At 55.9% G+C, this 23,363-nt stretch carries 24 protein-coding genes, 1 tRNA gene and 1 pseudogene; 14 read left to right on the top strand and 12 right to left on the bottom strand.

Annotated features, from left to right (window positions below):
* The 8 genes from ccmA to ABVM99_RS19755 form a co-directional block, all read left to right on the top strand.
* Positions 1–564, top strand: a 564-nt coding sequence (ccmA, locus tag ABVM99_RS19720; protein ID WP_117341593.1) for a cytochrome c biogenesis heme-transporting ATPase CcmA, incomplete at its 5' end; no start/stop codon positions are given.
* Positions 561–1,220, top strand: coding sequence for a heme exporter protein CcmB (gene ccmB / locus ABVM99_RS19725; RefSeq protein WP_023194942.1), 660 nt, complete (start codon positions 561–563; stop codon positions 1,218–1,220). The genes ccmA and ccmB, both read left to right, overlap by 4 nt.
* A 51-nt stretch (positions 1,221–1,271) precedes the next feature.
* The gene (locus ABVM99_RS19730; RefSeq protein WP_000265996.1) at positions 1,272–2,009 is read left to right on the top strand and encodes a heme ABC transporter permease; all 738 of its coding nucleotides are present in this window, start codon (positions 1,272–1,274) and stop codon (positions 2,007–2,009) included.
* Positions 2,006–2,218 carry a heme exporter protein CcmD gene (ccmD, locus tag ABVM99_RS19735; protein ID WP_000074110.1) on the top strand — a complete coding sequence of 71 codons (213 nt, stop codon included), beginning with the start codon at positions 2,006–2,008 and terminating at the stop codon, positions 2,216–2,218. Before ABVM99_RS19730 ends, ccmD begins: the two co-directional genes overlap by 4 nt.
* Complete coding sequence (gene ccmE / locus ABVM99_RS19740) at positions 2,215–2,694, top strand: cytochrome c maturation protein CcmE (protein WP_023194941.1); 480 nt, start codon at positions 2,215–2,217, stop codon at positions 2,692–2,694. The genes ccmD and ccmE overlap by 4 nt, the downstream gene beginning before the upstream one ends.
* Entirely contained in the window at positions 2,691–4,622 is a 1,932-nt protein-coding gene (locus tag ABVM99_RS19745; protein WP_023194940.1) for a heme lyase CcmF/NrfE family subunit, read from the top strand. Before ccmE ends, ABVM99_RS19745 begins: the two co-directional genes overlap by 4 nt.
* A complete protein-coding gene (dsbE, locus tag ABVM99_RS19750; protein ID WP_000828299.1) occupies positions 4,619–5,176 on the top strand; it encodes a thiol:disulfide interchange protein DsbE in 558 nt (185 codons plus the stop codon). The genes ABVM99_RS19745 and dsbE overlap by 4 nt, the downstream gene beginning before the upstream one ends.
* Positions 5,173–6,216 carry a cytochrome c-type biogenesis protein CcmH gene (locus ABVM99_RS19755; protein ID WP_079810445.1) on the top strand — a complete coding sequence of 348 codons (1,044 nt, stop codon included), beginning with the start codon at positions 5,173–5,175 and terminating at the stop codon, positions 6,214–6,216. Before dsbE ends, ABVM99_RS19755 begins: the two co-directional genes overlap by 4 nt.
* Before the next feature lie 43 nt (positions 6,217–6,259).
* Here the strand turns inward: ABVM99_RS19755 and narP are convergent, their stop codons facing one another.
* Complete coding sequence (narP, locus tag ABVM99_RS19760; protein ID WP_001115500.1) at positions 6,260–6,907, bottom strand: nitrate/nitrite response regulator protein NarP; 648 nt, start codon at positions 6,905–6,907, stop codon at positions 6,260–6,262.
* 818 nt (positions 6,908–7,725) lie between these two features.
* Between narP and pagL the strand changes: the two genes are divergently transcribed.
* Positions 7,726–8,289 carry a lipid A 3-O-deacylase PagL gene (gene pagL / locus ABVM99_RS19765; RefSeq protein WP_077684044.1) on the top strand — a complete coding sequence of 188 codons (564 nt, stop codon included), beginning with the start codon at positions 7,726–7,728 and terminating at the stop codon, positions 8,287–8,289.
* A 192-nt stretch (positions 8,290–8,481) separates the two neighbouring features.
* Here pagL and ABVM99_RS19770 read toward each other — a convergent pair whose 3' ends face one another.
* The 5 genes and pseudogenes from ABVM99_RS19770 to ABVM99_RS19790 form a co-directional block, all read right to left on the bottom strand.
* A complete protein-coding gene (locus ABVM99_RS19770) occupies positions 8,482–8,685 on the bottom strand; it encodes a DinI-like family protein (RefSeq protein ID WP_023195426.1) in 204 nt (67 codons plus the stop codon).
* Positions 8,679–8,771, bottom strand: a pseudogene (locus ABVM99_RS19775) (hypothetical protein); the annotation flags it as partial. The gene ABVM99_RS19770 and the pseudogene ABVM99_RS19775, both read right to left, overlap by 7 nt.
* Positions 8,727–8,803: transfer RNA gene (locus ABVM99_RS19780), tRNA-Pro, on the bottom strand. The gene ABVM99_RS19780 and the pseudogene ABVM99_RS19775, both read right to left, overlap by 45 nt.
* A 73-nt stretch (positions 8,804–8,876) precedes the next feature.
* Entirely contained in the window at positions 8,877–10,637 is a 1,761-nt protein-coding gene (gene yejM / locus ABVM99_RS19785; protein ID WP_000256155.1) for an LPS biosynthesis-modulating metalloenzyme YejM, read from the bottom strand.
* A 31-nt stretch (positions 10,638–10,668) separates the two neighbouring features.
* On the bottom strand, positions 10,669–10,896 hold the full coding sequence (locus tag ABVM99_RS19790) for a YejL family protein (RefSeq protein ID WP_001135904.1): 228 nt from the start codon (positions 10,894–10,896) through the stop codon (positions 10,669–10,671).
* 179 nt (positions 10,897–11,075) lie between these two features.
* On the opposite strand from ABVM99_RS19790, the gene yejK reads away from it, so the two are divergent.
* Complete coding sequence (gene yejK, locus ABVM99_RS19795) at positions 11,076–12,083, top strand: nucleoid-associated protein YejK (RefSeq protein WP_000050806.1); 1,008 nt, start codon at positions 11,076–11,078, stop codon at positions 12,081–12,083.
* 27 nt (positions 12,084–12,110) lie between these two features.
* On the top strand, positions 12,111–12,731 hold the full coding sequence (locus tag ABVM99_RS19800) for a hypothetical protein (protein WP_000033429.1): 621 nt from the start codon (positions 12,111–12,113) through the stop codon (positions 12,729–12,731).
* 108 nt (positions 12,732–12,839) lie between these two features.
* Here ABVM99_RS19800 and rplY read toward each other — a convergent pair whose 3' ends face one another.
* A complete protein-coding gene (gene rplY / locus ABVM99_RS19805) occupies positions 12,840–13,124 on the bottom strand; it encodes a 50S ribosomal protein L25 (RefSeq protein WP_000494192.1) in 285 nt (94 codons plus the stop codon).
* Between the two features lie 124 nt (positions 13,125–13,248).
* Positions 13,249–15,009: a DEAD/DEAH box helicase gene (locus ABVM99_RS19810; protein WP_023195425.1), complete on the bottom strand. Its 1,761-nt coding sequence runs from the start codon at positions 15,007–15,009 to the stop codon at positions 13,249–13,251.
* Between the two features lie 151 nt (positions 15,010–15,160).
* Between ABVM99_RS19810 and rsuA the strand changes: the two genes are divergently transcribed.
* The 3 genes from rsuA to ABVM99_RS19825 all read left to right on the top strand — a co-directional run bounded on the left by rsuA (position 15,161) and on the right by ABVM99_RS19825 (position 17,809).
* Entirely contained in the window at positions 15,161–15,856 is a 696-nt protein-coding gene (gene rsuA / locus ABVM99_RS19815; protein ID WP_001234836.1) for a 16S rRNA pseudouridine(516) synthase RsuA, read from the top strand.
* A 27-nt stretch (positions 15,857–15,883) separates the two neighbouring features.
* Positions 15,884–17,074 carry a Bcr/CflA family multidrug efflux MFS transporter gene (locus ABVM99_RS19820; protein ID WP_000213349.1) on the top strand — a complete coding sequence of 397 codons (1,191 nt, stop codon included), beginning with the start codon at positions 15,884–15,886 and terminating at the stop codon, positions 17,072–17,074.
* A 390-nt stretch (positions 17,075–17,464) separates the two neighbouring features.
* The gene (locus ABVM99_RS19825) at positions 17,465–17,809 is read left to right on the top strand and encodes a YejG family protein (protein ID WP_001094639.1); all 345 of its coding nucleotides are present in this window, start codon (positions 17,465–17,467) and stop codon (positions 17,807–17,809) included.
* 3 nt (positions 17,810–17,812) lie between these two features.
* On the opposite strand, the gene yejF is transcribed toward ABVM99_RS19825, so the two are convergent.
* Genes yejF through ABVM99_RS19845 form a run of 4 tightly spaced genes read right to left on the bottom strand, consistent with a single transcriptional unit; the run spans position 17,813 to position 23,338 of the window.
* A complete protein-coding gene (yejF, locus tag ABVM99_RS19830) occupies positions 17,813–19,402 on the bottom strand; it encodes a microcin C ABC transporter ATP-binding protein YejF (protein WP_023195424.1) in 1,590 nt (529 codons plus the stop codon).
* Position 19,403: 1 nt separating this feature from the next.
* Positions 19,404–20,429, bottom strand: coding sequence for an ABC transporter permease (locus ABVM99_RS19835; protein ID WP_001137761.1), 1,026 nt, complete (start codon positions 20,427–20,429; stop codon positions 19,404–19,406).
* Complete coding sequence (locus ABVM99_RS19840) at positions 20,429–21,523, bottom strand: microcin C ABC transporter permease YejB (protein ID WP_000501623.1); 1,095 nt, start codon at positions 21,521–21,523, stop codon at positions 20,429–20,431. Before ABVM99_RS19840 ends, ABVM99_RS19835 begins: the two co-directional genes overlap by 1 nt.
* 9 nt (positions 21,524–21,532) lie before the next feature.
* A complete protein-coding gene (locus ABVM99_RS19845) occupies positions 21,533–23,338 on the bottom strand; it encodes an extracellular solute-binding protein (protein ID WP_023195423.1) in 1,806 nt (601 codons plus the stop codon).
* Between the last annotated feature and the right edge of the window lie 25 nt (positions 23,339–23,363).

Raw genomic sequence — 23,363 nt, forward strand, 5'->3', positions numbered from 1 at the left:
GGGCTGTCGTTCACCGTGGAGGCCGGGGAGTGGGTGCAGGTCACCGGCGGCAACGGCGCCGGAAAAACCACCCTGCTGCGCCTGCTGACCGGGCTGGCGCGCCCGGACGGCGGGGAGGTGTACTGGCAGGGCGAGCCCCTGCGCCGCGTGCGCGACAGCTTCCATCGCAGTCTGCTGTGGATAGGGCACCAGCCGGGGATTAAATCCCGCCTGACGGCGCGGGAGAACCTGCACTTCTTCCACCCCGGTGACGGCGCGCGCCTCCCGGAGGCGCTGGCGCAGGCCGGGCTGGCGGGATTTGAGGACGTGCCGGTCGCCCGGCTCTCGGCCGGGCAGCAGCGCCGGGTGGCGCTGGCCCGCCTGTGGCTGACCCGCGCCGCGCTGTGGGTGCTCGACGAGCCGTTCACCGCCATTGACGTTAACGGCGTGGCGCGCCTCACCCGGCGGATGGCGGCACACACGGCGCAGGGCGGGATGGTCATTCTCACCACCCACCAGCCGCTGCCGGGGACCGCGGACACCGTCCGCCGCCTGGCGCTGACCGGCGGGGGGGCCGGGCTGTGATGTGGCGTGTCTTCTGTCTCGAGCTGCGCGTGGCGTTCCGCCACGGCGCGGACATCGCCGGCCCGCTGTGGTTCTTCCTGATGGTCATCACCCTGTTTCCGTTAAGCGTCGGGCCGCAGCCGCAGCTGCTGGCGCGTATCGCGCCGGGCATCATCCAGGTGGCGGCGCTGCTGGCCTCGCTGCTGGCGCTGGAGCGGCTGTTTCGCGACGACCTGCAGGACGGCAGCCTGGAGCAGCTGATGCTGCTGCCGGTGCCGCTGCCGGCGGTGGTGCTGGCGAAGGTGCTGGCCCACTGGGCGGTGACCGGCCTGCCGCTGATGATGCTCTCCCCGCTGGTGGCGCTGCTGCTGGGGATGGACGTGTACGGCTGGAAAATCATGGCGCTGACGCTGCTGCTCGGCACGCCGGCGCTGGGGTTTCTCGCCGCGCCGGGCGTTGCGCTGACGGCCGGCCTGCGGCGCGGCGGCGTCCTGCTGGGCATTCTGGTGCTGCCGCTGAGTGTTCCGGTGCTGATTTTCGCCGCTGCGGCGATGGACGCGGCATCGATGCATTTACCCGCTGACGGCTATCTGGCGGTGCTGGGGGCGCTGCTGGCGGGCAGCGCGACGTTAAGCCCGTTCGCCACCGCGGCGGCGCTGCGCATCAGTACGCAGTAGCGCCCCGGCACGACGGACATTTTACTGGTTTCAGGAGGTCAGGTGACGACTATGTGGAAAACCCTTCATCAGCTGGCGGCGCCGCCCCGGCTGTATCAGATTTGCGGCAGGCTCGTGCCGTGGCTGGCGGCGGCCGGCATCATCGCGCTGGCCACCGGCTGGGTCCGGGGCTTTGGTTTCGCCCCGGCGGACTACCAGCAGGGGGAGGGCTACCGCATTATGTACCTGCATGTCCCGGCGGCCATCTGGTCAATGGGTATCTATGCGGCGATGGCGGTGGCGGCGTTTACCGGGCTGGTCTGGCAGATGAAAATGGCCAGCCTTGCCGTCGCGGCGATGGCGCCGGTGGGGGCGGTGTACACCTTCATCGCGCTGGTCACCGGCGCGGCGTGGGGCAAACCGATGTGGGGCACCTGGTGGGTGTGGGACGCGCGCCTGACCTCGGAGCTGGTGCTGCTGTTTCTCTACGCCGGGGTCATCGCCCTGTGGCACGCCTTTGACGACCGTAAAATGGCCGGGCGCGCGGCGGGCATTCTGGTGCTGGTCGGCGTGGTGAACCTGCCGGTTATCCACTATTCCGTCGAGTGGTGGAACACCCTGCACCAGGGCTCGACGCGGATGCAGCAGAGCATCGACCCGGCGATGCGCTCGCCGCTGCGCTGGGCCATCGCCGGCTACCTGCTGCTCTTTATGACGCTGGCGCTGATGCGGATGCGCAACCTGATTTTACTGATGGAAAAACGCCGCCCGTGGGTGAGCGAACTGATACTGAAAAGGGGGCACCGGTGAGTCCGGCATTTTCATCGTGGAGCGATTTTTTCGCCATGGGCGGGTACGCCTTTTTTGTCTGGCTGGCGGTGGCGATGACCGTGGCGCCGCTGGCGCTGCTGGCGCTGCACACGGTGCTGCAGCGCCGGGCCATTCTGCGCGGCGTGGCGCAGCAGCGGGCGCGCGAGGCGCGGATGCGTGCCGCACAGGCGCAACAGGAGGCCGCGTGAACCTGCGACGTAAAAACCGGTTACGGGTGGTCTGCGCGGTGCTGGCGGGCCTGGGGCTGACCACCGCCCTGGTCCTGTACGCGCTGCGCGCGAATATCGACCTGTTCTATACCCCCGGCGAAATCCTCTACGGCAAGCGCGAGACGCAGCAGCTGCCGGCGGTGGGCCAGCGCCTGCGCGTCGGCGGGATGGTGATGCCCGGCAGCGTCAGGCGCGACCCGGACTCGCTGAAGGTGAACTTCAGCCTCTACGACGCCGAAGGGTCGGTGACGGTGAGCTATGAGGGGATACTGCCGGACCTGTTCCGCGAGGGGCAGGGGGTGGTGGTGCAGGGCACCCTGGAGAAGGGCAACCACGTTCTGGCGCACGAGGTGCTGGCCAAGCATGACGAGAACTACACCCCGCCGGAAGTGGAAAAGGCGATGCAGGAAAACCACCGCCGCCCGCAACGCGCTGATAAGGACACCTCATCATGATGCCTGAATACGGCCACGCACTGCTGTGCCTGGCGCTCGGCGTGGCGCTGCTGCTGTCCGTTTACCCGCTGTGGGGCGTGGCGCGCGGCGACGCGCGGATGATGGCGTCGGCCGGGGTGTTCGCCTGGCTGCTGTTCATCTGCGTGGCGGGCGCGTTTTTCGTGCTGGTGCACGCCTTTGTGGTTAACGACTTCACCGTGGCCTATGTCGCCGGCAACTCGAACACGCAGCTGCCGGTGTGGTACCGGGTGGCCGCCACCTGGGGAGCGCACGAGGGCTCGCTGCTGCTGTGGGTGCTGCTGATGAGCGGCTGGACCCTGGCGGTGGCGGTGTTCAGCCGGCGGGTGCCGGCGGATATCGTCGCCCGGGTGCTGGCGGTGATGGGGATGGTCTGCGCCGGTTTTCTGGCGTTCATCCTGTTCACCTCCGGCCCGTTCGCCCGCACGCTGCCGGCCTTTCCGGTGGAGGGGCGCGACCTGAACCCGCTGCTGCAGGACCCGGGGCTGATTTTCCACCCGCCGCTGCTGTACATGGGCTATGTCGGCTTCTCGGTGGCCTTCGCCTTCGCCATCGCCGCGCTGCTGAGCGGGCGTCTGGACAGCGCGTTCACCCGTTTTGCCCGCCCGTGGACGCTGGCGGCGTGGGTGTTCCTGACGCTGGGCATCGTGCTCGGCTCGGCGTGGGCCTACTACGAGCTGGGCTGGGGCGGCTGGTGGTTCTGGGACCCGGTGGAGAACGCCTCCTTTATGCCGTGGCTGGCGGGTACCGCCCTGCTGCACTCGCTGGCGGTCACGGAACAGCGCGCCGGCTTTAAGGCGTGGACGCTGCTGCTGTCCATCTGCGCCTTCTCGCTGTGCCTGCTGGGCACCTTCCTGGTGCGCTCCGGGGTGCTGGTGTCGGTGCACGCCTTCGCCTCCGACCCGGCGCGCGGAATGTTTATCCTCGCCTTTATGGTGCTGGTCACCGGCGGCTCGCTGCTGCTGTTCGCCGTGCGCGGGCACAGGGTGCGTTCGCGGGTGAACAACACGCTGTGGTCGCGCGAGTCGCTGCTGCTCGGCAACAACGTCCTGCTGATGGCCGCCATGCTGGTGGTGCTGCTGGGCACCCTGCTGCCGCTGGTGCACAAACAGCTGGGGCTGGGCAGCATTTCGGTGGGGGAGCCGTTCTTTAACACCATGTTCACCTGGCTGATGGTCCCCTTTGCCCTGCTGCTGGGGGTGGGGCCGCTGGTGCGCTGGGGCCGGGACCGGCCGCGTAACATCAGGAAACTGCTGCTCACCGCCCTGGTCTCCACCCTGGTGCTGTCGGTACTTTTGCCATGGCTGCTGGAAGATAAAATCATCGCCATGACGGCGGTGGGGATGGCGATGGCCTGCTGGATTGCGGTGCTGGCGGTGGCCGAAGCCGTACAGCGCGTGTCCCGCGGCACGAAAACCTCTCTCAGCTACTGGGGAATGGTGGCGGCGCACCTCGGGCTGGCGGTGACGATTACCGGCATCGCCTTCAGCCAGAATTACAGCGTGGAGCGTGACGTGCGGATGCGGGCGGGCGACAGCGTGACCATTCACGACTACCGCTTCACCTTCCGGGAGGTGCGGGACATCACCGGCCCCAACTACCGCGGCGGGGTGGCCCTCATCGGGGTGACGCGCCACGGCGAGCCGGAGGCGGTGCTGCACGCGGAGAAACGGCTCTACAACACCAGCCGGATGGTGATGACCGAGGCGGCGATTGACGGCGGGCTGACCCGCGACCTGTACGCCGCGCTCGGGGAGGAGCTGGACAACGGCGCGTGGGCCGTGCGCCTGTACTACAAACCGTTTGTCCGCTGGATATGGGCCGGGGGGCTGCTGATGGCGCTGGGCGGGCTGCTGTGCCTGGCGGACCCGCGCTACCGCCGCCGTAAACCATTGCCGGAGGCCGGATGAAACGCAACGTACTGTTATTACCGCTGCTGATTTTTCTGCTGATTGCCGCGGCGCTGCTGTGGCAGCTGGCGCGCAACGCGCAGGGGGATGACCCGACGAATCTCGAATCGGCACTGACCGGAAAGCCGGTGCCGGCGTTCCGCCTGGAATCGCTGGAGACGCCGGGTCAGTACTACCAGGCGGAGGTGCTGACGCAGGGGAAACCGGTGCTGCTTAACGTCTGGGCCACCTGGTGCCCGACCTGCCGCGCCGAGCATCAGTACCTGAACCGGCTGGCCGCGCAGGGTATCCGGGTGGTCGGGCTGAACTATAAGGATGACCGGGCGAAGGCGGTGGCCTGGTTAAAAGAACTGGGTAACCCGTATGCGCTGAGTTTATCGGACAGCGACGGGATGCTGGGGCTGGACCTGGGCGTGTACGGCGCGCCGGAAACCTTCCTCATCGACGGCAGGGGGATTATCCGCTACCGCCATGCGGGCGATTTGAATGCCCGGGTATGGGAAAGTGAACTGAAACCGCTGTGGGACAGATACAGCCGGGAGGCGGCGCAATGAGACTGTTACCGGGCATGGTGATGCTGATGCTGGCGCTGGTTATCGCCGGGTCAGCGCGGGCGACCACCGACGTGATGCCGTTTAAAGATGAAGCGCAGGAGCAGCAGTTCCGCCAGCTCACGGAGCAGCTGCGCTGCCCGAAATGCCAGAACAACAGCATTGCGGACTCGAACGCGATGATAGCCACCGACATGCGCCGCAGGGTGTATGACCTGATGCAGGAGGGGAAGAGCCGCCAGGAAATCATCGATTATATGGTGGCGCGCTACGGCAACTTTGTCACCTACGACCCGCCGCTGACCCCGCTGACGGTGCTGCTGTGGGTGCTGCCGCTGGCCGCCATCGTGGCGGGCGGGTGGATAATCGTCGCCCGCACGCGCCGGCGGGTGCGCCTGCGCCGGGAGCCGCTGCCGGCGGACACCCCGGTTTGCGGCGCGCGCGCCGGGTGGGGCGTTTACGTGCCGGGGGCCGTCATTGCGCTGGCGGTCGGCGCCGGCAGCTACGCCCTGACCGGCAGCTATCCGCAGGTGAGGGCCTGGCAGCAGGCGACGGCGCAGACGCCCGGGCTGCTGGCGCGGGCGCTGGACCCGCAGGCGCAGCCGCTGAATGAGGAGGAGATGGCGCGGCTGGCGCTGGGGCTGCGCACCCGCCTGCAGAATGATGCCGGCAATGTTGAGGGCTGGCTCATGCTGGGGCGCATTGGCATGGTACTGGGTAATGCCGGTACCGCCACCGGGGCCTATGCGAACGCGTACCGGCTGGACCCGAAAAACCGCGATGCGGCGCTGGGCTACGCGGAGGCGCTGACGCGCTCGTCCGACCCGGAGGATAACCGCCGTGGCGGGGAGCTGCTGCGCCGGCTGGTGAGCCGCGACCACACGGATATCCGGGTGTTAAGCCTGTATGCGTTCAGCGCCTTTGAGCAGCAGCGCTTTGGCGAGGCGGTGGCGGCCTGGGAGATGATGCTGAAGCTGCTGCCGGCGGGTGACGCCAGGCGGGCGGTGATAGAGCGCAGTATCCGGCTGGCGCAGGAGAAATAAGACCCTGACGGCCCGGTGGCGTGGCGCCACCGGGCCTGGCTTGTTACTGCATTCCGCGTGTTTGTAAAAATAGAATGGTCGCCGCGACGCGCGAGCGCACGTTTAGTTTGCGAAGTAGATTACGAATGTGCACCTTAACCGTCTGCTCAGAAATATTCAGTACTGACGCAATCTGTTTGTTAGAAAGCCCCTGCGCCAGCTCATGCAAGACATCTAACTCTCGTTCGGTCAGGATACTAAAGGGATCTTCCTGCGCGCCAAACCGTTCGCGCTCACGCAGATATTCATTGACCCGATCGCTAAAGACTTTACCGCCGTTAGCGCCTTTGCGAATGGCCTCCAGCAGCACTTCCGGATCGCTATCTTTGAGCAGATAACCGTCGGCGCCGGCGTCGATCAGCGCGTAGATGTCGCTGGCGGAATCCGAGACGGTAAGAATAATAATTTGCGCCGTCACACCATCCCGGCGTAGCGCGTTCAGGGTATCTAACCCGCTCAGACCTTTCATATTCAGATCCAGCAGGATCAGATCGGGCTCAATGCGATTCGCCAGATCGATCGCACTCGCCCCGTCACCCGCTTCGGCAACGACATAAAAAGCCGGGTCCAGTTCCAGTAATTGACGAATACCTCGCCGCATAAGTGGATGGTCGTCCACAATAAGCACCTGAAAAGGTGTTACTTCAGGCATGCTATATCTCCTGAGTTTTATTAGAATGATTATTGTTTTCAGCGCGGAAATCGTCCAGATTTGCCACATTGTCAAGCGCGTAAATTTTACCCTAATTAGTGCATGGGTAAGTAGTAAAACCTGTGACAGGCGAGTCATTAGCTGAACGATAGAAAGGATAAAACAACCCGTTGTGAGAGAAAACAGAATACTCCCTGAGGTTGAATACTGGTCTGGACGCTTTTTTCGGACAATGTGACATAACAGAAGTGTGGCATATGTAGCTGCGCCCTTGCCCCCGTAAGTCCAGACTATCTTTACTGGCAGGAAACTCCTTATTAAAAGTCATAGCGTCTAAAGCTTTTCATTATTAACAAATTATTTTAATTGAATTTATTTATGGTTTTATTAATGTCAATGAAATACATCTGAGCAGAACGAATAAACCGCGACATCTGTTAAATTAAATATTAAGTCAATAGCAGAGGTATTTTTATGCGATAAAGAGATTCTGACGATATTCTTATCATAAATGAAAATGTGGTCAGGAATGAGAGTCATTCACTTATAACTTATCCTGGATGTGCCTGAACAACACTCGCGGCGTTTTGAGCACCCGTTGGGGCGACTCAAGGGGAGAGCGTAGTGAGTATGTTTTGATTTCTGCACACAGTCCATGTCCAGCCTGTTTGCATCAAAAATGCTGGTTGGAGTAATTATGAAAATAATATTAATACTGGATGCTATATCAGCCGTTTCTGTGAGCGTAAGCGTGGGGTAGAAAATTTTAAATATGTTAGCCGGTTAAAAATAACTATTGACATTGAAATGGTGGTGGAGTGTATATGAAGAGAATATTTATATATATATTATTACTTTGCGCATTCGCATGTTCTGCTAATGATAATGTTTTTTTTGGCAAGGGCAACAAGCATCAGATCTCTTTTGCTGGGGGAGAAAGTATAAGGAGAGGAGGGGTTGAGCACTTATATACGGCATTTCTGACATACAGTGAACCCAGCGATTTTTTCTTTTTACAGGCAAGAAATAATCTGGAGTTAGGAGGATTTAAGGCTAAGGGTAGCGATGATTGCAGTAAACATTCTGGCAGCGTTCCCTGCAATAAATATAACCAGGGCGTATTGGGTATCTCGAAGGATGTGGCGCTGGTTCATTTCGCTGGTATCTATACCGGTATTGGTCTGGGGGCTTATATAAAATCTAAGTCGCGAGATGATATGCGTGTCAATTCTGCATTTACCTTTGGAGAAAAAGCGTTTCTTGGCTGGAACTTTGGGGCTTTTTCTACAGAAGCTTATATCCGGCATTTCTCGAATGGATCACTCACGGATAAAAATTCAGGGCATAATTTTGTAGGTGCTTCAATTAGTTATAATTTCTGAAGTTGAATAACAATTAGCGAGTTGCTGGCTGAAGGAGTAATTCATTACCGTACGTTGTCTACAAAAACGTACGGTGACTAGCCGATCGTTATCGGCCCTATGGCGACAGGGAGGCTAATTGTTAGTGACAAAGAAGTGGTAGGCCGTTTACCTTACCAGAACGTTTTATTATTGCTGCGACAGATTGCTTACTCATTTACCTGCCACTGCAAACATTTCTTCCAGCATAGGGTGTAGATGCGCTTTTTCTGTTTTAGTGCAAACATGGTTTACGTTATTTGCCTGCATTGACTTTACGTTGACCACTGCACGGGAAAGGTGTCCGATCAGTTTATGCAAAATCAGTTCATGCAAAATAACGTCTCTGGCATCAGCTAACTTTTTAATTGTAGGCATAAAAAAACCAGCCCTGAGAGGCTGGTTTTTAAGGGGAATTTTGGTCGGCACGAGAGGATTTGAACCTCCGACCCCCGACACCCCATGACGGTGCGCTACCAGGCTGCGCTACGTGCCGACTTGTGGGTGCTAATACTACCTCTTTCCAACGCGAATGCAAGGGGAAACGGTGCTAACTGATTTATAATTAATCAGTTAGCGATAAAACGTTTCTCTTCTGTTAGCACTTGCAGCAGCAGACTGAGCTGCGGCTTCTGATCTTTGATCTTCTCGCCGTGTAAGTCATAGGTCTGATAATGACCGTTATTATTGAGCACCAGGGTCATTTGCGGCGTCGTGATTGCCAGCGTACTGCCGTCTGCCGCCGTTACCCAGTTATGACGACGTGGAACGGTAAAGATGTCCTGGCCCTGTGAATATTCGTTCGCTGGCGTGCTGACATGTAACAGGCGTTGCATCAACGTGGTCATCACATCGGTATGATCGGTAAGCACATTAATACGCTGCGCAGGCGTCCCCGGCCAGTGGATCACCAGCGGTACTTGCAGATGACCTTGCGACCAGTCGAAGCGATTTTCTTCCGGCGTCAACGGTATTCCGCGTCCTGCGGTAATGATCACGACGGTATTGTCGAATTTACCGGCCTCTCGCAGCGCGTTCAGAACCCGATTGATTTGCGCATCCACGTCGCTTGCGGCGCTGGCGTAACGCTTAACAAAATTCTTCTGATTACTGTCATCAATGTTAGTACCGTTAAACGATACCCATGAGAACCAGCGGTTATCTTCCTGTGCGTAGCGTCCAAGCCAGTCTATCCACTGGCTGGCCGTTTGCGCATCAGACTGCGTCTGCGCTGTCGGCATCGAGAAATCGGACAGTAATGCCTGACGGTAAAGCGGGCTGGCGAAGCCATCCGAAGAAAACAGTCCCAGTTGGTAGCCTTGCTGATTCAACGCGGTAATGAGCGCCGCAGGGGTTCTGGTGGATAACACGCCATCCATATAGCCTGGCGATATGCCATAGAACAGGCCGAAAATACCGTTATCAGTGGTATTCCCTGAACTCATATGACGGGTGAAGTCGATGTTTTGCTCGGCAAATGTAGCCAGCTCCGGCATCTGCTTCTCAAAGCGAGAATAGTTCAGGCCGTCTACGGTAATGAGCAGCACATTCTGACCGGTGCCCATATCGCGATAGTGCAAATTGCTGAGCGGGTACTGTACGGAGACCGCTTCCGGATTGCCTTGCTCTACCAGACGGCGCTGATATTCCTGCGCATCCAGCAGACCGTGTTTTTCAAGAAAACGTCGCGCCGTCATCGGATAAGAGAGCGGCAGGTTTGCCCGCTGCATGGTAATCGGCCGGTAAAAATTAGCGTCTGCCCAGATGTAGATAAGATGCGATGCGATAAAGGAGACGAAAAAGAATGCCGCAAGCGGCCTTGCGAAATGGCGACGGCGCGTGAGACTGCGCAGCTTTTGCCAACTCCATGTCGCAAATAGCATCTCAATCAATAAGATAACCGGCACGCTAATAAACATAAGCTGCCAGTCGCGCGCCATTTCGTTCTGGTCAGGGTTGATGACCAGCTCCCAGACAATGGGATTAAGATGCAGGTGAAAACGGGTAAAGACTTCGCTGTCGATAAGCAACAACGTCATACCCGCGGTCGCCAGAATGGCTGATAAAAACCGCATCAGCCGCTGGGACATCACGATAAACGTGAGCGGAAAAAGAATAAGCAAATAGGTGGCGAACACCAGAAAGCTAAAGTGCCCGACAATGCTCAGGTAGGAGTATATGCGACCCGCAAGCGTTGTCGGCCAGTCGGCGACAAACAGGTAACGGCTGCCGAGCAACGTAGCCAACAGTATATTGAACAGAGCGAACCAGTGCCCCCAGCTAACCATCTGGGAGACTTTTTCACGGTAGCGCTGACGATGAGTTACCATACCTGTCGCTTGTTTCTCCGGAGTCGGCTTTTTAGTGCGCGTTGTCTTCGCTAATCGAAGACTGCAAGGCGCGGGCAAAAGAGTTCGCAATCGCCTGGCGTTGAGCCGGCGCAACGCTGGTGTTGATAAGGTTGGTGACCATATTTCCCAGCACCATCAGGGAAAGATCGGTCGGCGCCTTATGTTTTTCCAGTACACTGAGCAGTTCGCTCAGCAGTTGTTCAACATGTTCATCACTATAGCGGGAGAGTTGTGGCATAAATCAAAATCTGTTTGTTCATGAAAGGGCAACATATTACCGTAGCAACAGTTTTTTTTCTGCATTTTTATCCCCTAAATCATTCGCGTTACGGATAACGCCTGAAATGACAGGGCGATTGCTTGCGTCTTCCGGCAGGCGGTGGTTGAATACCGCCCGGTCTTAAAGGAGAGTTTATCATGAGTCTGGATATCAACCAGATTGCCCTGCACCAGCTTATCAAGCGCGATGAGCAAAATCTTGAGCTGGTCTTGCGCGATTCATTGCTGGAGCCGACAACCACCGTTGTCGAGATGGTGGCTGAACTGCATCGGGTCTATAGCGCCAAGAATAAGGCGTATGGCCTGTTTAATGAAGAGAGTGAACTGGCGCAAGCGCTGCGGTTGCAACGTCAGGGGGAAGAAGATTTTCTTGCCTTTAGCCGGGCGGCGACCGGACGCCTGCGTGACGAACTGGCGAAATATCCCTTTGCGGACGGCGGCATTGTATTGTTCTGCCATTATCGTTACCTGGCGGTGGAGTATCTGCTGGTTACGGTACTGAACAACCTGAGCAGTATGCGGGTCAATGAAAATCTGGACATTAACCCGACGCATTATCTTGATATCAACCATGCGGATATCGTGGCGCGTATCGATCTTACCGAGTGGGAAACTAATCCGCAATCGACCCGCTATCTGACGTTCCTGAAAGGTCGGGTAGGGCGCAAGGTCGCTGACTTCTTTATGGATTTCCTCGGCGCCAGCGAAGGGTTGAACGCCAAAGCGCAGAATCGCGGCCTGTTGCAGGCAGTGGATGATTTCACCGCAGAAGCGCAGTTGGATAAAGCAGAACGTCAGAACGTGCGCCAGCAGGTGTACAGCTACTGCAACGAGCAATTACAAGCCGGGGAAGAGATTGAGCTGGAGTCCCTATCTAAAGAGCTTTCCGGCGTCAGTGAAGTCAGCTTCAGCGAATTTACCGCCGAAAAAGGCTATGAGCTGGAAGAGAGCTTTCCGGCGGATCGCAGTACGCTGCGCCAGCTAACCAAATATGCCGGCAGCGGCGGCGGGTTAACGATTAACTTTGATGCGATGCTGCTGGGCGAGCGGATTTTCTGGGACCCGGCGACCGATACCCTGACTATCAAAGGGACGCCGCCGAATCTGCGCGACCAGTTGCAGCGACGCACGTCGGGCGGGAAATAAAGGCATACGACATAAAAGGACGCCGTAGTGAGTAAAGGAATACGACAGAAGCCGCCTGTTAATTTCAGTTTATTTCGGCAGGTTTTGTATGCGCACATTGTCGCATTTTTGATGATGTTGGTGCTCGGCATGGTGTTCACCGTTCTCTCGTTGGTACTGTTTTATACTTATGGTGCCAACTGGTTACTGAGCTTGTTCATATGCCCACTGTTCTTGTTAAGTGGTTTATTCATTACTGGATTTGCTTTTAAATCAACCTGGTCCAGCATACGTTACTATTACGACAAGGGGCAGTTGAAACGGTATGGACTCAATCTTGATGCAACTTTGACGCATAAAGAGAAGGTGGAAATACGCATCGATAATGCAAAGCGTCAAGTGCGTGTAGATGAACTGGAGCTCCATGTCTTATTTGATTTTCAGTTTGATAGCAAGACATGGAGCTGCGGCGACTTACTGACCAATGAAAAGGTATTTGATGCGTTGAATGACGGGCAAACTATACCAATACGAATTTTGCCATGGAAACCGGAAAGTGCCAGCGTTCGTCAACGGGCATTATTCAATCGGCTTAAAGGTATGAATACCGCGGCGGAAACTACAGATCCTCGATTAGGGGAGGCGCTAATTGAATGTGGCGAGGTGTAAGAAAGCAGAAAAGCAAAGTGGGTTCTCGTTGCTCTGCATGTCGTCAAATTCAATTAAACGCATAAAAAAACCCCGCCGGGGCGGGGTTTTTCTTCAACTTCCAGGCGATTACGCGCGAACGAAGTCGATGTGAGTCAGCTTCGGTTTGTAAGCGTGACGCTGTACAGCCTGAGCTTTAACTTTTACTTCTTTACCGTCAACAACGAGGGTCAGAACTTCGCTGTAGAATTCAGCTTTAGCTTGCATGTTCATCACCTGGTCGTGGTCCAGTTCGATAGCAATCGGGGCTTCAGAACCGCCGTAGATGATTGCCGGGAACTTGTTAGCGGCGCGCAGGCGGCGGCTCGCACCCTTACCCTGCTCTTTACGTACTTCTGCGTTGATAGTAAACATTTAAATCTCTCTTTAATAATTCCTGCTACAGGCGACCCAGCAACAGGTAAGTGATCTGCTTTGCGTATGCAAAGGCGGGCGGGATTCTATACTCAAATCGCCGTTACATCAATGAAAAGTACAATTAACCACGTAATTCGTGCGCCCGGCGGAAGCGGCCTTCATAGTCGAACACTTTTTCACGCACCTGCCAGTACTGGCCTTTCATCCGCGCGACCACAAAATCGGGATGCCGCAACAGCGCCTGCTGCGCGACAATATCCGCCGCCGTGATCCAGCGTAAAGGAACGCCGGGCGTGCGCGTATGCGGGCGAATAAATAGCTGTTCGAAAGCGGTACGCTGGGCGGGCGTGTACAAGCGGAAGCGCTCACTGACATCCGCGCCGTCCTCGTCATAGTAAGTGATTTTCAGCCATTCGCCTTTCTCATCCTGCCCATGCTGCATCGTCATTCCGCTACAGCGCAGGACTAACGCATCCTTGAGCCTGAGCGCCGCTTTTAACATATCGTCCGGGTCGACCAGAATGGCGTCACATTCCCGGCAGCGTCGGGCGGCAATATCGTTTTCGGCATTACACTGCGGGCAGTTTTTGAAGCGAAAGCGAAAATCGCACTGCTCGCGATGGCCGTCATCATCGTCAAACCAGCCCTGGCAGCGACGGCCAAAGTGTTCAATCAGCGTGCCGTCGGCAGTGGTTTTCCCCCAGAAGGTGTTGGCAAAGCCGCAGGCCGGGCAAAATACCTGGACAGGGACGTTATCGCTTTTTCCCTTCGGGCTACCGACCTCCGGGGCATACAGGTCGTGCGGGTTGCCAGCGTAATCAAGAATCAGGCAATCGGTCTTTCCCGGCGCAAGGCGCAGACCACGCCCGACAATTTGTTGGTAAAGACTAACTGACTCGGTGGGACGTAGAATCGCGATGAGATCAACGTGTGGGGCGTCAAAGCCGGTGGTCAGCACCGAGACGTTAACCAGATAGCGAAAACGCTGCGCCTTGAAATTATCAATCAGCGCGTCGCGCTCGGGCCCTGGCGTATCGCCGGTAATCAGCGCCGCGTCGTCCGCCGGAAGCAGACCGACAATCTCTTTCGCATGTTCGACCGTGGCGGCGAAAATCATCACGCCTTTGCGCGTTTGCGCAAATTCCATAATCTGGCTGATGATGTGCGGCGTAATCCGCTGCTGCTTTTTCAGCTCGCGGTTCAGGTCGGTTTCGCTGAACAGCCCATTGCTTTGGGCCTGCAGGCGGCTGAAATCGTATTGGACCACTGGCATATCAAGCCGCTCAGGCGGCGTCAGATAGCCGTGTTTAATCATATAGCGCAGCGGCAGTTCATAAATACAGTCGCGAAACAGAGCGTTGTCGTTGCCGCGCACCATACCGTGATAATGAAATTGATAAATCCAGCCTTTTCCGAGGCGGAAAGGCGTGGCGGTGAGTCCAAGCAGACGTAAGTGAGGATTAACTTTACTCAGGTAAGTGAGGATTTGCTGATACTGACTGTCTTCATCGTCACCGATGCGGTGGCATTCATCGACAATCAACAGCGAAAACTCCTCCTGGAAGGCGTCAAGATTACGCGCCACCGACTGTACGCTGCCGAACACGACTTTGCCCTGACTCTCTTTACGTTTGAGTCCGGCGGCGAAAATATCCGCTTCCAGCCCCAGCGCGCAATATTTGGCGTGGTTCTGCGCGACCAGCTCTTTCACATGCGCCAGCACCAGTACCCGTCCGCGGGCGACGCGCGCCAGTTCGGCGATCACCAGGCTTTTACCTGCGCCGGTCGGCAGAACAATCACGGCGGGCGTACGGTGGCGGCGAAAGTGGCTGAGCGTGGCGTCTACGGCTTCTTGCTGGTAGGGGCGGAGTGTAAAAATCATGGTCTCACTACGTTAAACGGTTCCGGGAATAGTATGCCATGAATCATTTCCCTTGAGGGATATAGTTAGCCCGCTATACTGAGCGGATAGCAATTCCCTTTTTTCGGGTAGAATGCCCGATTTCCGTATTATTACAGGCTAAATCACACACATGCGACTTGATAAATTTATCGCTCAGCAGCTTGGCGTCAGCCGCGCTATTGCCGGGCGTGAAATTCGTGGTAACCGCGTTACCGTCGATGGCGACATCATTAAAAATGCGGCCTTCAAACTGCTCCCGGAACATGCGGTTGCGTATGACGGCAATCCCTTAGCGCAGCAACACGGGCCACGCTATTTTATGCTTAACAAGCCGCAGGGATACGTTTGTTCAACCGATGATCCCGATCATCCAACGGTACTGTATTTCCTGGATGAGCCGGTGGCGTATAAGCTGCATGCCGCAGGACGTCTGGATATCGATACTACCGGTCTGGTGTTAATGACAGATGACGGTCAGTGGTCGCACCGCATTACGTCGCCGCGCCATCACTGTGAAAAAACCTATCTGGTGACCCTGGAGTCGCCGGTGGCCGACGATACGGCAGCGCAATTTGCGAAAGGCGTGCAGTTGCATAATGAAAAAGATCTCACTAAACCCGCTACGCTGGAGGTGATAACGCCTGTGCAGGTCCGTCTGACCATCAGCGAAGGCCGTTATCATCAGGTGAAGCGGATGTTTGCCGCAGTAGGCAATCGCGTTGTGGAACTGCACCGCGAACGGATTGGCGCCATTACGCTGGATGAGAATCTGGCTCCCGGCGAGTACCGCCCGTTGACTGAAGAAGAAATCGCCAGCGTCGGCTAACTATCTCGTTAAATTCAGGAGTTCGATGTGACCACCCGGCAGCACTCTTCCTTTGCCATTGTCTTTATCCTTGGCCTGTTGGCCATGTTAATGCCGCTGTCGATTGATATGTATCTTCCAGCGCTGCCGGTGATTTCTGCGCAATTCGGCGTGCCTGCCGGTAGCGCGCAGATGACGCTCAGCACCTATATTCTGGGGTTTGCGCTGGGGCAGCTTATCTATGGACCGATGGCGGATAGCCTCGGGCGTAAGCCGGTCATCCTGGGCGGGACGCTGGTATTTGCTGCTGCGGCGGTCGCCTGTGCGTTGGCGCAGACTATCGATCAACTGATCGTGATGCGTTTCTTTCACGGTTTGGCGGCCGCGGCGGCAAGCGTCGTCATCAATGCGCTGATGCGGGATATTTATCCAAAGGAAGAGTTTTCGCGCATGATGTCATTTGTCATGCTGGTCACTACGATAGCGCCGTTAATGGCGCCCATTGTCGGCGGCTGGGTGTTGGTATGGTTAAGCTGGCACTATATCTTCTGGATACTGGCCATTGCGGCGATTCTGGCGTCAGTCATGATCTTTGCTCTGATTAAAGAGACGCTGCCCGTTGAGCGGCGTCAGCCTTTTCATATTCGTACCACAATAGGTAACTTTGCCGCGTTGTTTCGCCACAAACGCGTACTGAGCTATATGCTGGCGAGCGGGTTTAGTTTTGCCGGTATGTTCTCTTTTTTGAGCGCGGGGCCGTTTGTTTATATCGAAATTAATCATGTTCCGCCGCAGGATTTCGGCTACTACTTCGCGTTGAACATCGTATTTCTGTTTGTGATGACGATTATCAACAGCCGTTTTGTCAGACGGGTAGGGGCGCTAAACATGTTTCGGGCCGGGCTATGGATTCAGTTTGCGATGGCGGTGTGGATGGTTTTCAGCGCGCTGATGGGCATTGGATTCTGGGCGCTGGTGGTCGGCGTTGCGGCGTTTGTCGGCTGTGTGTCGATGGTTTCGTCCAATGCGATGGCGGTCATTTTGGATGAGTTTCCGCATATGGCCGGAACGGCGTCTTCGTTGGCGGGCACTTTCCGCTTTGGTATTGGCGCTATCGTCGGCGCGTTGCTGTCGCTGGCTACCTTTACCAGTGCGTGGCCGATGATCTGGTCGATTGCGCTTTGCGCCGCCTGTTCCATTCTGTTTTATCTCTACGCCAGCCGTCCCAAAAAACGGTGACGGGCGCGCTGTCCCTCAATGGCGCCGAAGAATGCGCAGGCGGCGTTGGGGGACGCTATCCGCTACACGATGGCAAAGCCAAACGGCTTTCATAGTTGATGTATATCAATTACCAATTCATCATTTTCCTCCTTTATGTTTATTTTATGTAAAATCCATTTATGTAAAAAGTCACATCATTGTAGTTAAAAAGGTTGAGTTAGATCGCAGAAACGGGTACATATAGCCCGCCGCTATCTCCGCGTCGGTAAAACTATTTTAACTCCCGCTTGCTGTAGAGCCACTGACGGAGAGAAGGGCGTTAGCAATCTGTTTAAGGACGGGTTGTCAATGATGTGTTAATATAAATGTAAGTAAATTGTGAAGTAATTGTGCTTCCGGGGAAAGAAAGTGAATACATTACAGCTCTCAATTGTTCACCGTCTGCCGCAAAACTATCGCTGGTCGGCGGGTTTTGCGGGGTCAAAGGTTGAACCGATTCCGCAAAACGGGCAGAGCACCGAGAATAGTCTGGTGGCGCTTAAACTGTTGAGTCCGGCAGGCGATAGCGCGTGGTCAGTGATGCATAAGCTCAGCCAGGCGCTAAGCGATATTGAAGTTCCTTGCTCCGTGCTGGAGTGCGAAGGGGAACCGTGCCTGTTCGTTAATCGTCAGGATGAGTTTGCCGCTACCTGTCGGCTGAAAAATTTCGGCGTGGCGATAGCGGAACCTTTTTCTAACAATAATCCTTTTTAGGCGTCAGCTTAACGCGAGTAGCTGACGCGTATAGGCCTGTTGCGGTGCGGTAAACACGCGCTCGCATTGCCCCTGTTCAACCACCTCCCCCTGTCGCAGCACGATAACCTGATGGCACAGCGCGCGTACTACATGCAGATCGTGGCTAATGAAGATATAGGCCAGACGGTGCTTTTGCTGGAGCGATTTCAGGAGGGCAAGAATCTGCGCCTGAACGGTTTTATCCAGCGATGAGGTCGGTTCATCCAGAATAATAAGCGACGGTTTTAAAATCAGCGCCCTGGCGACGGCGATACGTTGACGCTGGCCGCCGGAAAACTCAGCGGGGTAACGATGCCGCGTTTCCGGGTCCAGGCCGACTTCCATCATGACCGCTTTCACCTGCTGTTCGCGCTGCGCGCCTGAAAGCGTAGGCTGGTGGACGCGCAGGCCTTCTTCGATAATTTGCAACACGTTTAAACGCGGGTTTAGCGATGAGTTCGGGTCCTGGAATACGACCTGGATACGGTGGCGAACAGGTAAAAGCTGGCGGCGGTTTAACGTATCCAGCGATTGACCGTCAAACACGATGCGGCCTTCGGAGCGGATAAGCCGTAACAGCGCCAGACCGGTGGTGCTTTTTCCCGATCCTGACTCGCCGACCAGACCCAGCGTTTCACCTGGATGCAGGGTGAAACTGATATTGTTAACCACCACATTATGATCCACGACGCGCTTCAGAATGCCTTTGCGGATCGGGAAGGCGACGCGCAGCCTGTCCACTTCCAGCAACGGCGTCTGCCTGGCGGGGAGCGGAACCGGATCGCCTGTGGGTTCGCTGTTGAGTAGTTTTTGCGTGTACGGATGGGTCGGCGCGGAGAGCAGCGTGTCGGCGCGTTGGTTCTCTACGCACTTGCCGTGTTGCATTACCGCCACCGAATCCGCCAGTTTTTTTACAATGCTGAGGTTATGAGTGATAAACAGCAATCCCATATTGAGCTCGCGCTGGAGTTCCCGCAGTAGAGATAAAATCTGCGCCTGTACGGAGACGTCGAGGGCGGTGGTCGGCTCATCGGCGATCAGTAATTCCGGCCGTGTTAACAGCGCCATGGCTATCATGACGCGCTGGCGTTCGCCGCCGGAAAGCTGATGCGGATAATCGCGCAGACGCTGGCTCGCCTGGCGGATACCGACCCGATCCAGACAACCGATCATCTCCGCCCTTGCCGCCTCCCGACGCATTCCCCGATGGAGCGACAGCACTTCATAGAGCTGTTTTTCCAGCGTATGCAGCGGGTTAAGTGAAACCATCGGTTCCTGAAAAATCATGGCGATTTTATTGCCGCGCACGCCGCGTAGCGTCTGCTCGCTGGCATGAAGCAATGATTCGCCGTGAAAGCGAATATCGCCGGAGAGGTAGACGGCGGGAGGGGTAGGCAAAAGACGCAGAATGGAAAGCGCCGTCACACTTTTTCCTGACCCGGACTCGCCGACCAGCGCCAGCGTTTCCCCGGCGTTCACCTGTAACGAAATGGCGTTAACGACAGGGCGCACGTGCTGTTGCTGACGGAAACCTACCGATAAATTTTCAATCGCAAGCAATGGAGATGTCATCTTATACCGCCTTAGCAGGATCAAAGGCGTCGCGTACCGCTTCGCCGATAAAAATCAGCAGCGATAGCAGAATGGCGACAGACAGAAAGGCGGCGATCCCCAGCCAGGGAGCCTGTAAGTTGTTTTTCCCCTGTAAAAGAAGTTCGCCGAGAGAAGGGGAGCCAAGCGGCAGACCAAATCCCAGAAAATCCAGCGACGTCAGAGTGGTGATGGAGCTACATAAAATGAACGGTAAAAATGTCAGGGTAGCGACCATCGCATTAGGCAACATATGGCGCAGGATAATGTCACGATCGCTGACGCCAAGCGCCTGCGCGGCGCGGATATAGTCAAAATTGCGGGTCCGTAAAAACTCGGCGCGCACCACGCCCACCAGACTCATCCAGCCAAACAGTACGGTTATGGCCAGCAACCACCAGAAGTTAGGCTGCACTACGCTGGAAAGTAAAATAATCAGAAACAGGGTCGGCATTCCCGACCAGACTTCAATGAGACGTTGCCCCCATAAATCGACTTTGCCGCCATAATAGCCCTGTAGCGCGCCCGCCAGTACGCCCATGACGCTGGAGCAAATCGTTAACATCAGACCGAATAAAATAGAAATGCGGGTGCCGTACAGGATGCGGGCGAAAACGTCGCCGCCATTCGCATCGGTGCCCAGCCAGTTTTTCGCCGAAGGCGGGGAGGGGAAAGGCTGCGTGGTGGCAAAATTAATGGTATTGGCGCCAAAGCGTACGGGGGCCCACAACACCCAGCCCCGATTCTCAAGCTGCCGTTGTAGCCATGGGTCCTGATAGTCTGCCGTTGTCGCCAGCGGGCCGCCGAAATCGCGCTCGCTGTAATTTTTTACCAGCGGAAAATACCACTGGCCTTCATAGCGCACCAGCAATGGCTTATCGTTAGCAATCAGTTCCGCGCATAAGCTCAGGCTGAACACGACCAGGAAAATCCATAGTGACCAGTAGCCCCGGCGATTATGGCGGAAACGCGCCCAGCGGGCCTGATTGACCGGGCTTAATCGCGGCATTATCGTCCCTCAAAATCAATGCGTGGATCGACCAGCGTATAGCTGATATCGCTCAGGATATTCAGTAATAAGCCAATCAGGGTAAAGATATAAAGCGTGCCGAACATCACCGGATAGTCGCGCGAAACAGTTGCTTCATAACCCAGCAGCCCCAGGCCGTTGAGCGAGAACATGACTTCAATTAGCAACGAGCCGGTGAAAAACATACTGATAAAAGTGGCGGGAAACCCGGCGATCACCAGCAGCATGGCGTTACGAAAAACATGTTTCCAGAGAATGTTTTTTTCACTCACGCCTTTAGCGCGAGCGGTAACGACATACTGTTTACGCACCTCGTCGAGAAACGAATTTTTCGTCAGCATCGTCAGGGCAGCAAAACCGCCGATGACGGTCGCCAACACCGGTAGCGTAATATGCCACAAATAATCGGTGATTTTTTGGTACCACGGTAATGTGTCAAAGTTGGCGGAGACCAGGCCACGTAGCGGAAAGATATCGTAGTAGCTGCCGCCGGCAAAAAAGACGATTAATAAAATAGCGAACAGAAAGGCGGGGATCGCATAACCGATAATGATAAACGCGCTGCTCCACACATCAAAGCGACTGCCGTTATGGACGGCTTTGCGGATCCCCAGCGGGATAGACACCAGATAAATAATCAGCGTGCTCCATAATCCCAGGGTAATGGAGACGGGAAGGCTATCTTTGATCAGCGTTAGTACGGATGCGCTGCGAAACAGACTGTCGCCGAAGTCAAAAGAGAGATAGTCCCGTAGCATCTTGAAATAACGCTCATGCAGCGGTTTGTCGAAGCCGTAGCGATGGGTGATCTCCGCGATCACCTCCGGATCGAGTCCCCGGCCGCCGCGATAATGGCTGTCGCTGATATTGCCGACGCCGGTTTGCGCATGACTGGCGCGAACGCCTTCGCCGCTGGCGCCGGGCAACGCGCCGCCCTGGCCAAATTCAATCGCGGCAATAGCCTGATCGACAGGGCCGCCGGGAGCGATCTGCACGATAAAAAAGTTAATGGTAATAATGGCCCATAGCGTGGGGATCACCAGTAACAGACGGCGGATAAGATAGGCGCCCATTGATTCTTACTACCTCCTGGCTGCCGGTAGTTTGGCGGCTTTGTTGACATCATACCACCAGGTATCTAACCCGATGGTATATACCGGGCGAATCGCCGGATGGGAGAATTTATCCCACCAGGCGAGCCTGTCTTGCGCCATATACCACATCGGCAGCATGTAATAGTTCCAGGTCAGCACGCGATCCAGCGCCCGTCCCAGCGGCACCAGTTTCGCTTTATCACCCTGCGCTGCGATAATTTGCGCGATCAGTTTATCCACCACCGGGCTTTGTACGCCGGGAGCGTTATAACTGGAGTCAATGTATTCCGACGCCCATGAGATTTGTAGATCGGAGCTGGGCCAGGGCATCGCCCGCCATAGCCTCGGCATCATGTCATAGTCGCGGCTACGCATCCGGTTGGTGAGTTGAGAATTATCAACCTGACGGATAGTCATCGTAATGCCCAGACGCTGAAGATTATGCTGGAAGGGCAGAACCCACTGGCTATTACTGCTGGCAGGAAGGAGAAGTTCAAACGTCAGAGGCTTACCGGTGACGCTATTGACCCGTTGCTGTCCGTTGATCACCCATCCGGCCTGCGTCAACAAGGCGTCAGCTTTAAGAAGATTTTCGCGATCGTAGCCGTCGCCGTTAGAGACCGGCGGCTGATAGATCTGGGTGAAGACTTCAGGAGGAAGATCTTTTTTCATCGGCGCGAGTAATACCAGCTCATCGGCGTCAGGGTAATTTCTGGCGGCGTACTCGGTATTCTGGAAGTAACTGTTGGTTCGGCTCCAGACATTATAGAACAGCGCTTTATTCATCCACTCAAAATCGAAGGCCAGGGTGACAGCTTCACGTACCCGCCGGTCTTTAAATACCGGGCGCTGAATATTAAAGGCCAGCCAGCGTGTGTCCTGCGCCGACTCGTTTTTCTGCTCTTCTTTAATGATGTAATGATTATCGAAATTTTTACCGATATAGCGCGTTGCCCAGTTTTTAGCGTCGTTTTCCAGCCGTAGATCAAATGCGCCCGCTTTAAACGCCTCGAAAGCGACATTGTCATCAAGGTAGTAATCGTAGCGGATAGTGTCGAGGTTAAAACGTCCACGATTGACCGGCAGATTAGCCGCCCAGTAGTTTTTGACGCGTGAATAGACAATGTACTGGCCCATTTTCCACTGAGTAATCCGGTATGGCCCGCTGGCTAAGGGCGGCGTTGAAAGTGGATCGCTGAGTTTGTGATTTTTCCAGAATTTTTCGGGCATGATCGGTAGTGAAAACAGACTAAGCATGTCTTCTTTACCAGGCTTCGCCAGCTCAATTCGCACGGTTAAAGGCGCAATCGCCTTCACGGTAGTACCTTTATAGACCAGACGGAACTGCGGTACGCCTTCGGTCATAAACTTATGAAAGGTAAAGGCTACATCGCGGGCGGTAATGGGCGTGCCATCGTGAAAACGAGCGCGGGGATTAATCGAGATTTCCACCCAGGAATAGTCGGCGGCATAGCGGGCATGGTCGGCAATCAGCGGGTAATAGCTTCCGGGTTCATCATCCGAGGTGGTAAAAAGCGTATCGTAAAGGGCTTCGGTACGTACGCCGGGATTGCCGCGCAGCGAATAGCGATTGAAATTATCGAACGTACCAATGGCGGAAAGCGTCATCTGACCGCCTTTCGGCGCAGCAGGATTCACATAATCAAAGTGATCAAAGTTAAAAGCATACTTAGGTTCGCCGAGTACGGCGAAAGCGTAGCTTTCTTTGATTTCCTGGGCCTGGGCGCCAGCGCTAACCAGTGCGACAAGCAGAAGCATTACGCGCGCAATCATCTGAAGGCGGTTTCCTTATCGTATT

The organism is Salmonella sp. SJTUF15591 (assembly GCF_043356435.1).
GTDB classification, from domain to species: Bacteria; Pseudomonadota; Gammaproteobacteria; order Enterobacterales; family Enterobacteriaceae; genus Salmonella; species Salmonella enterica.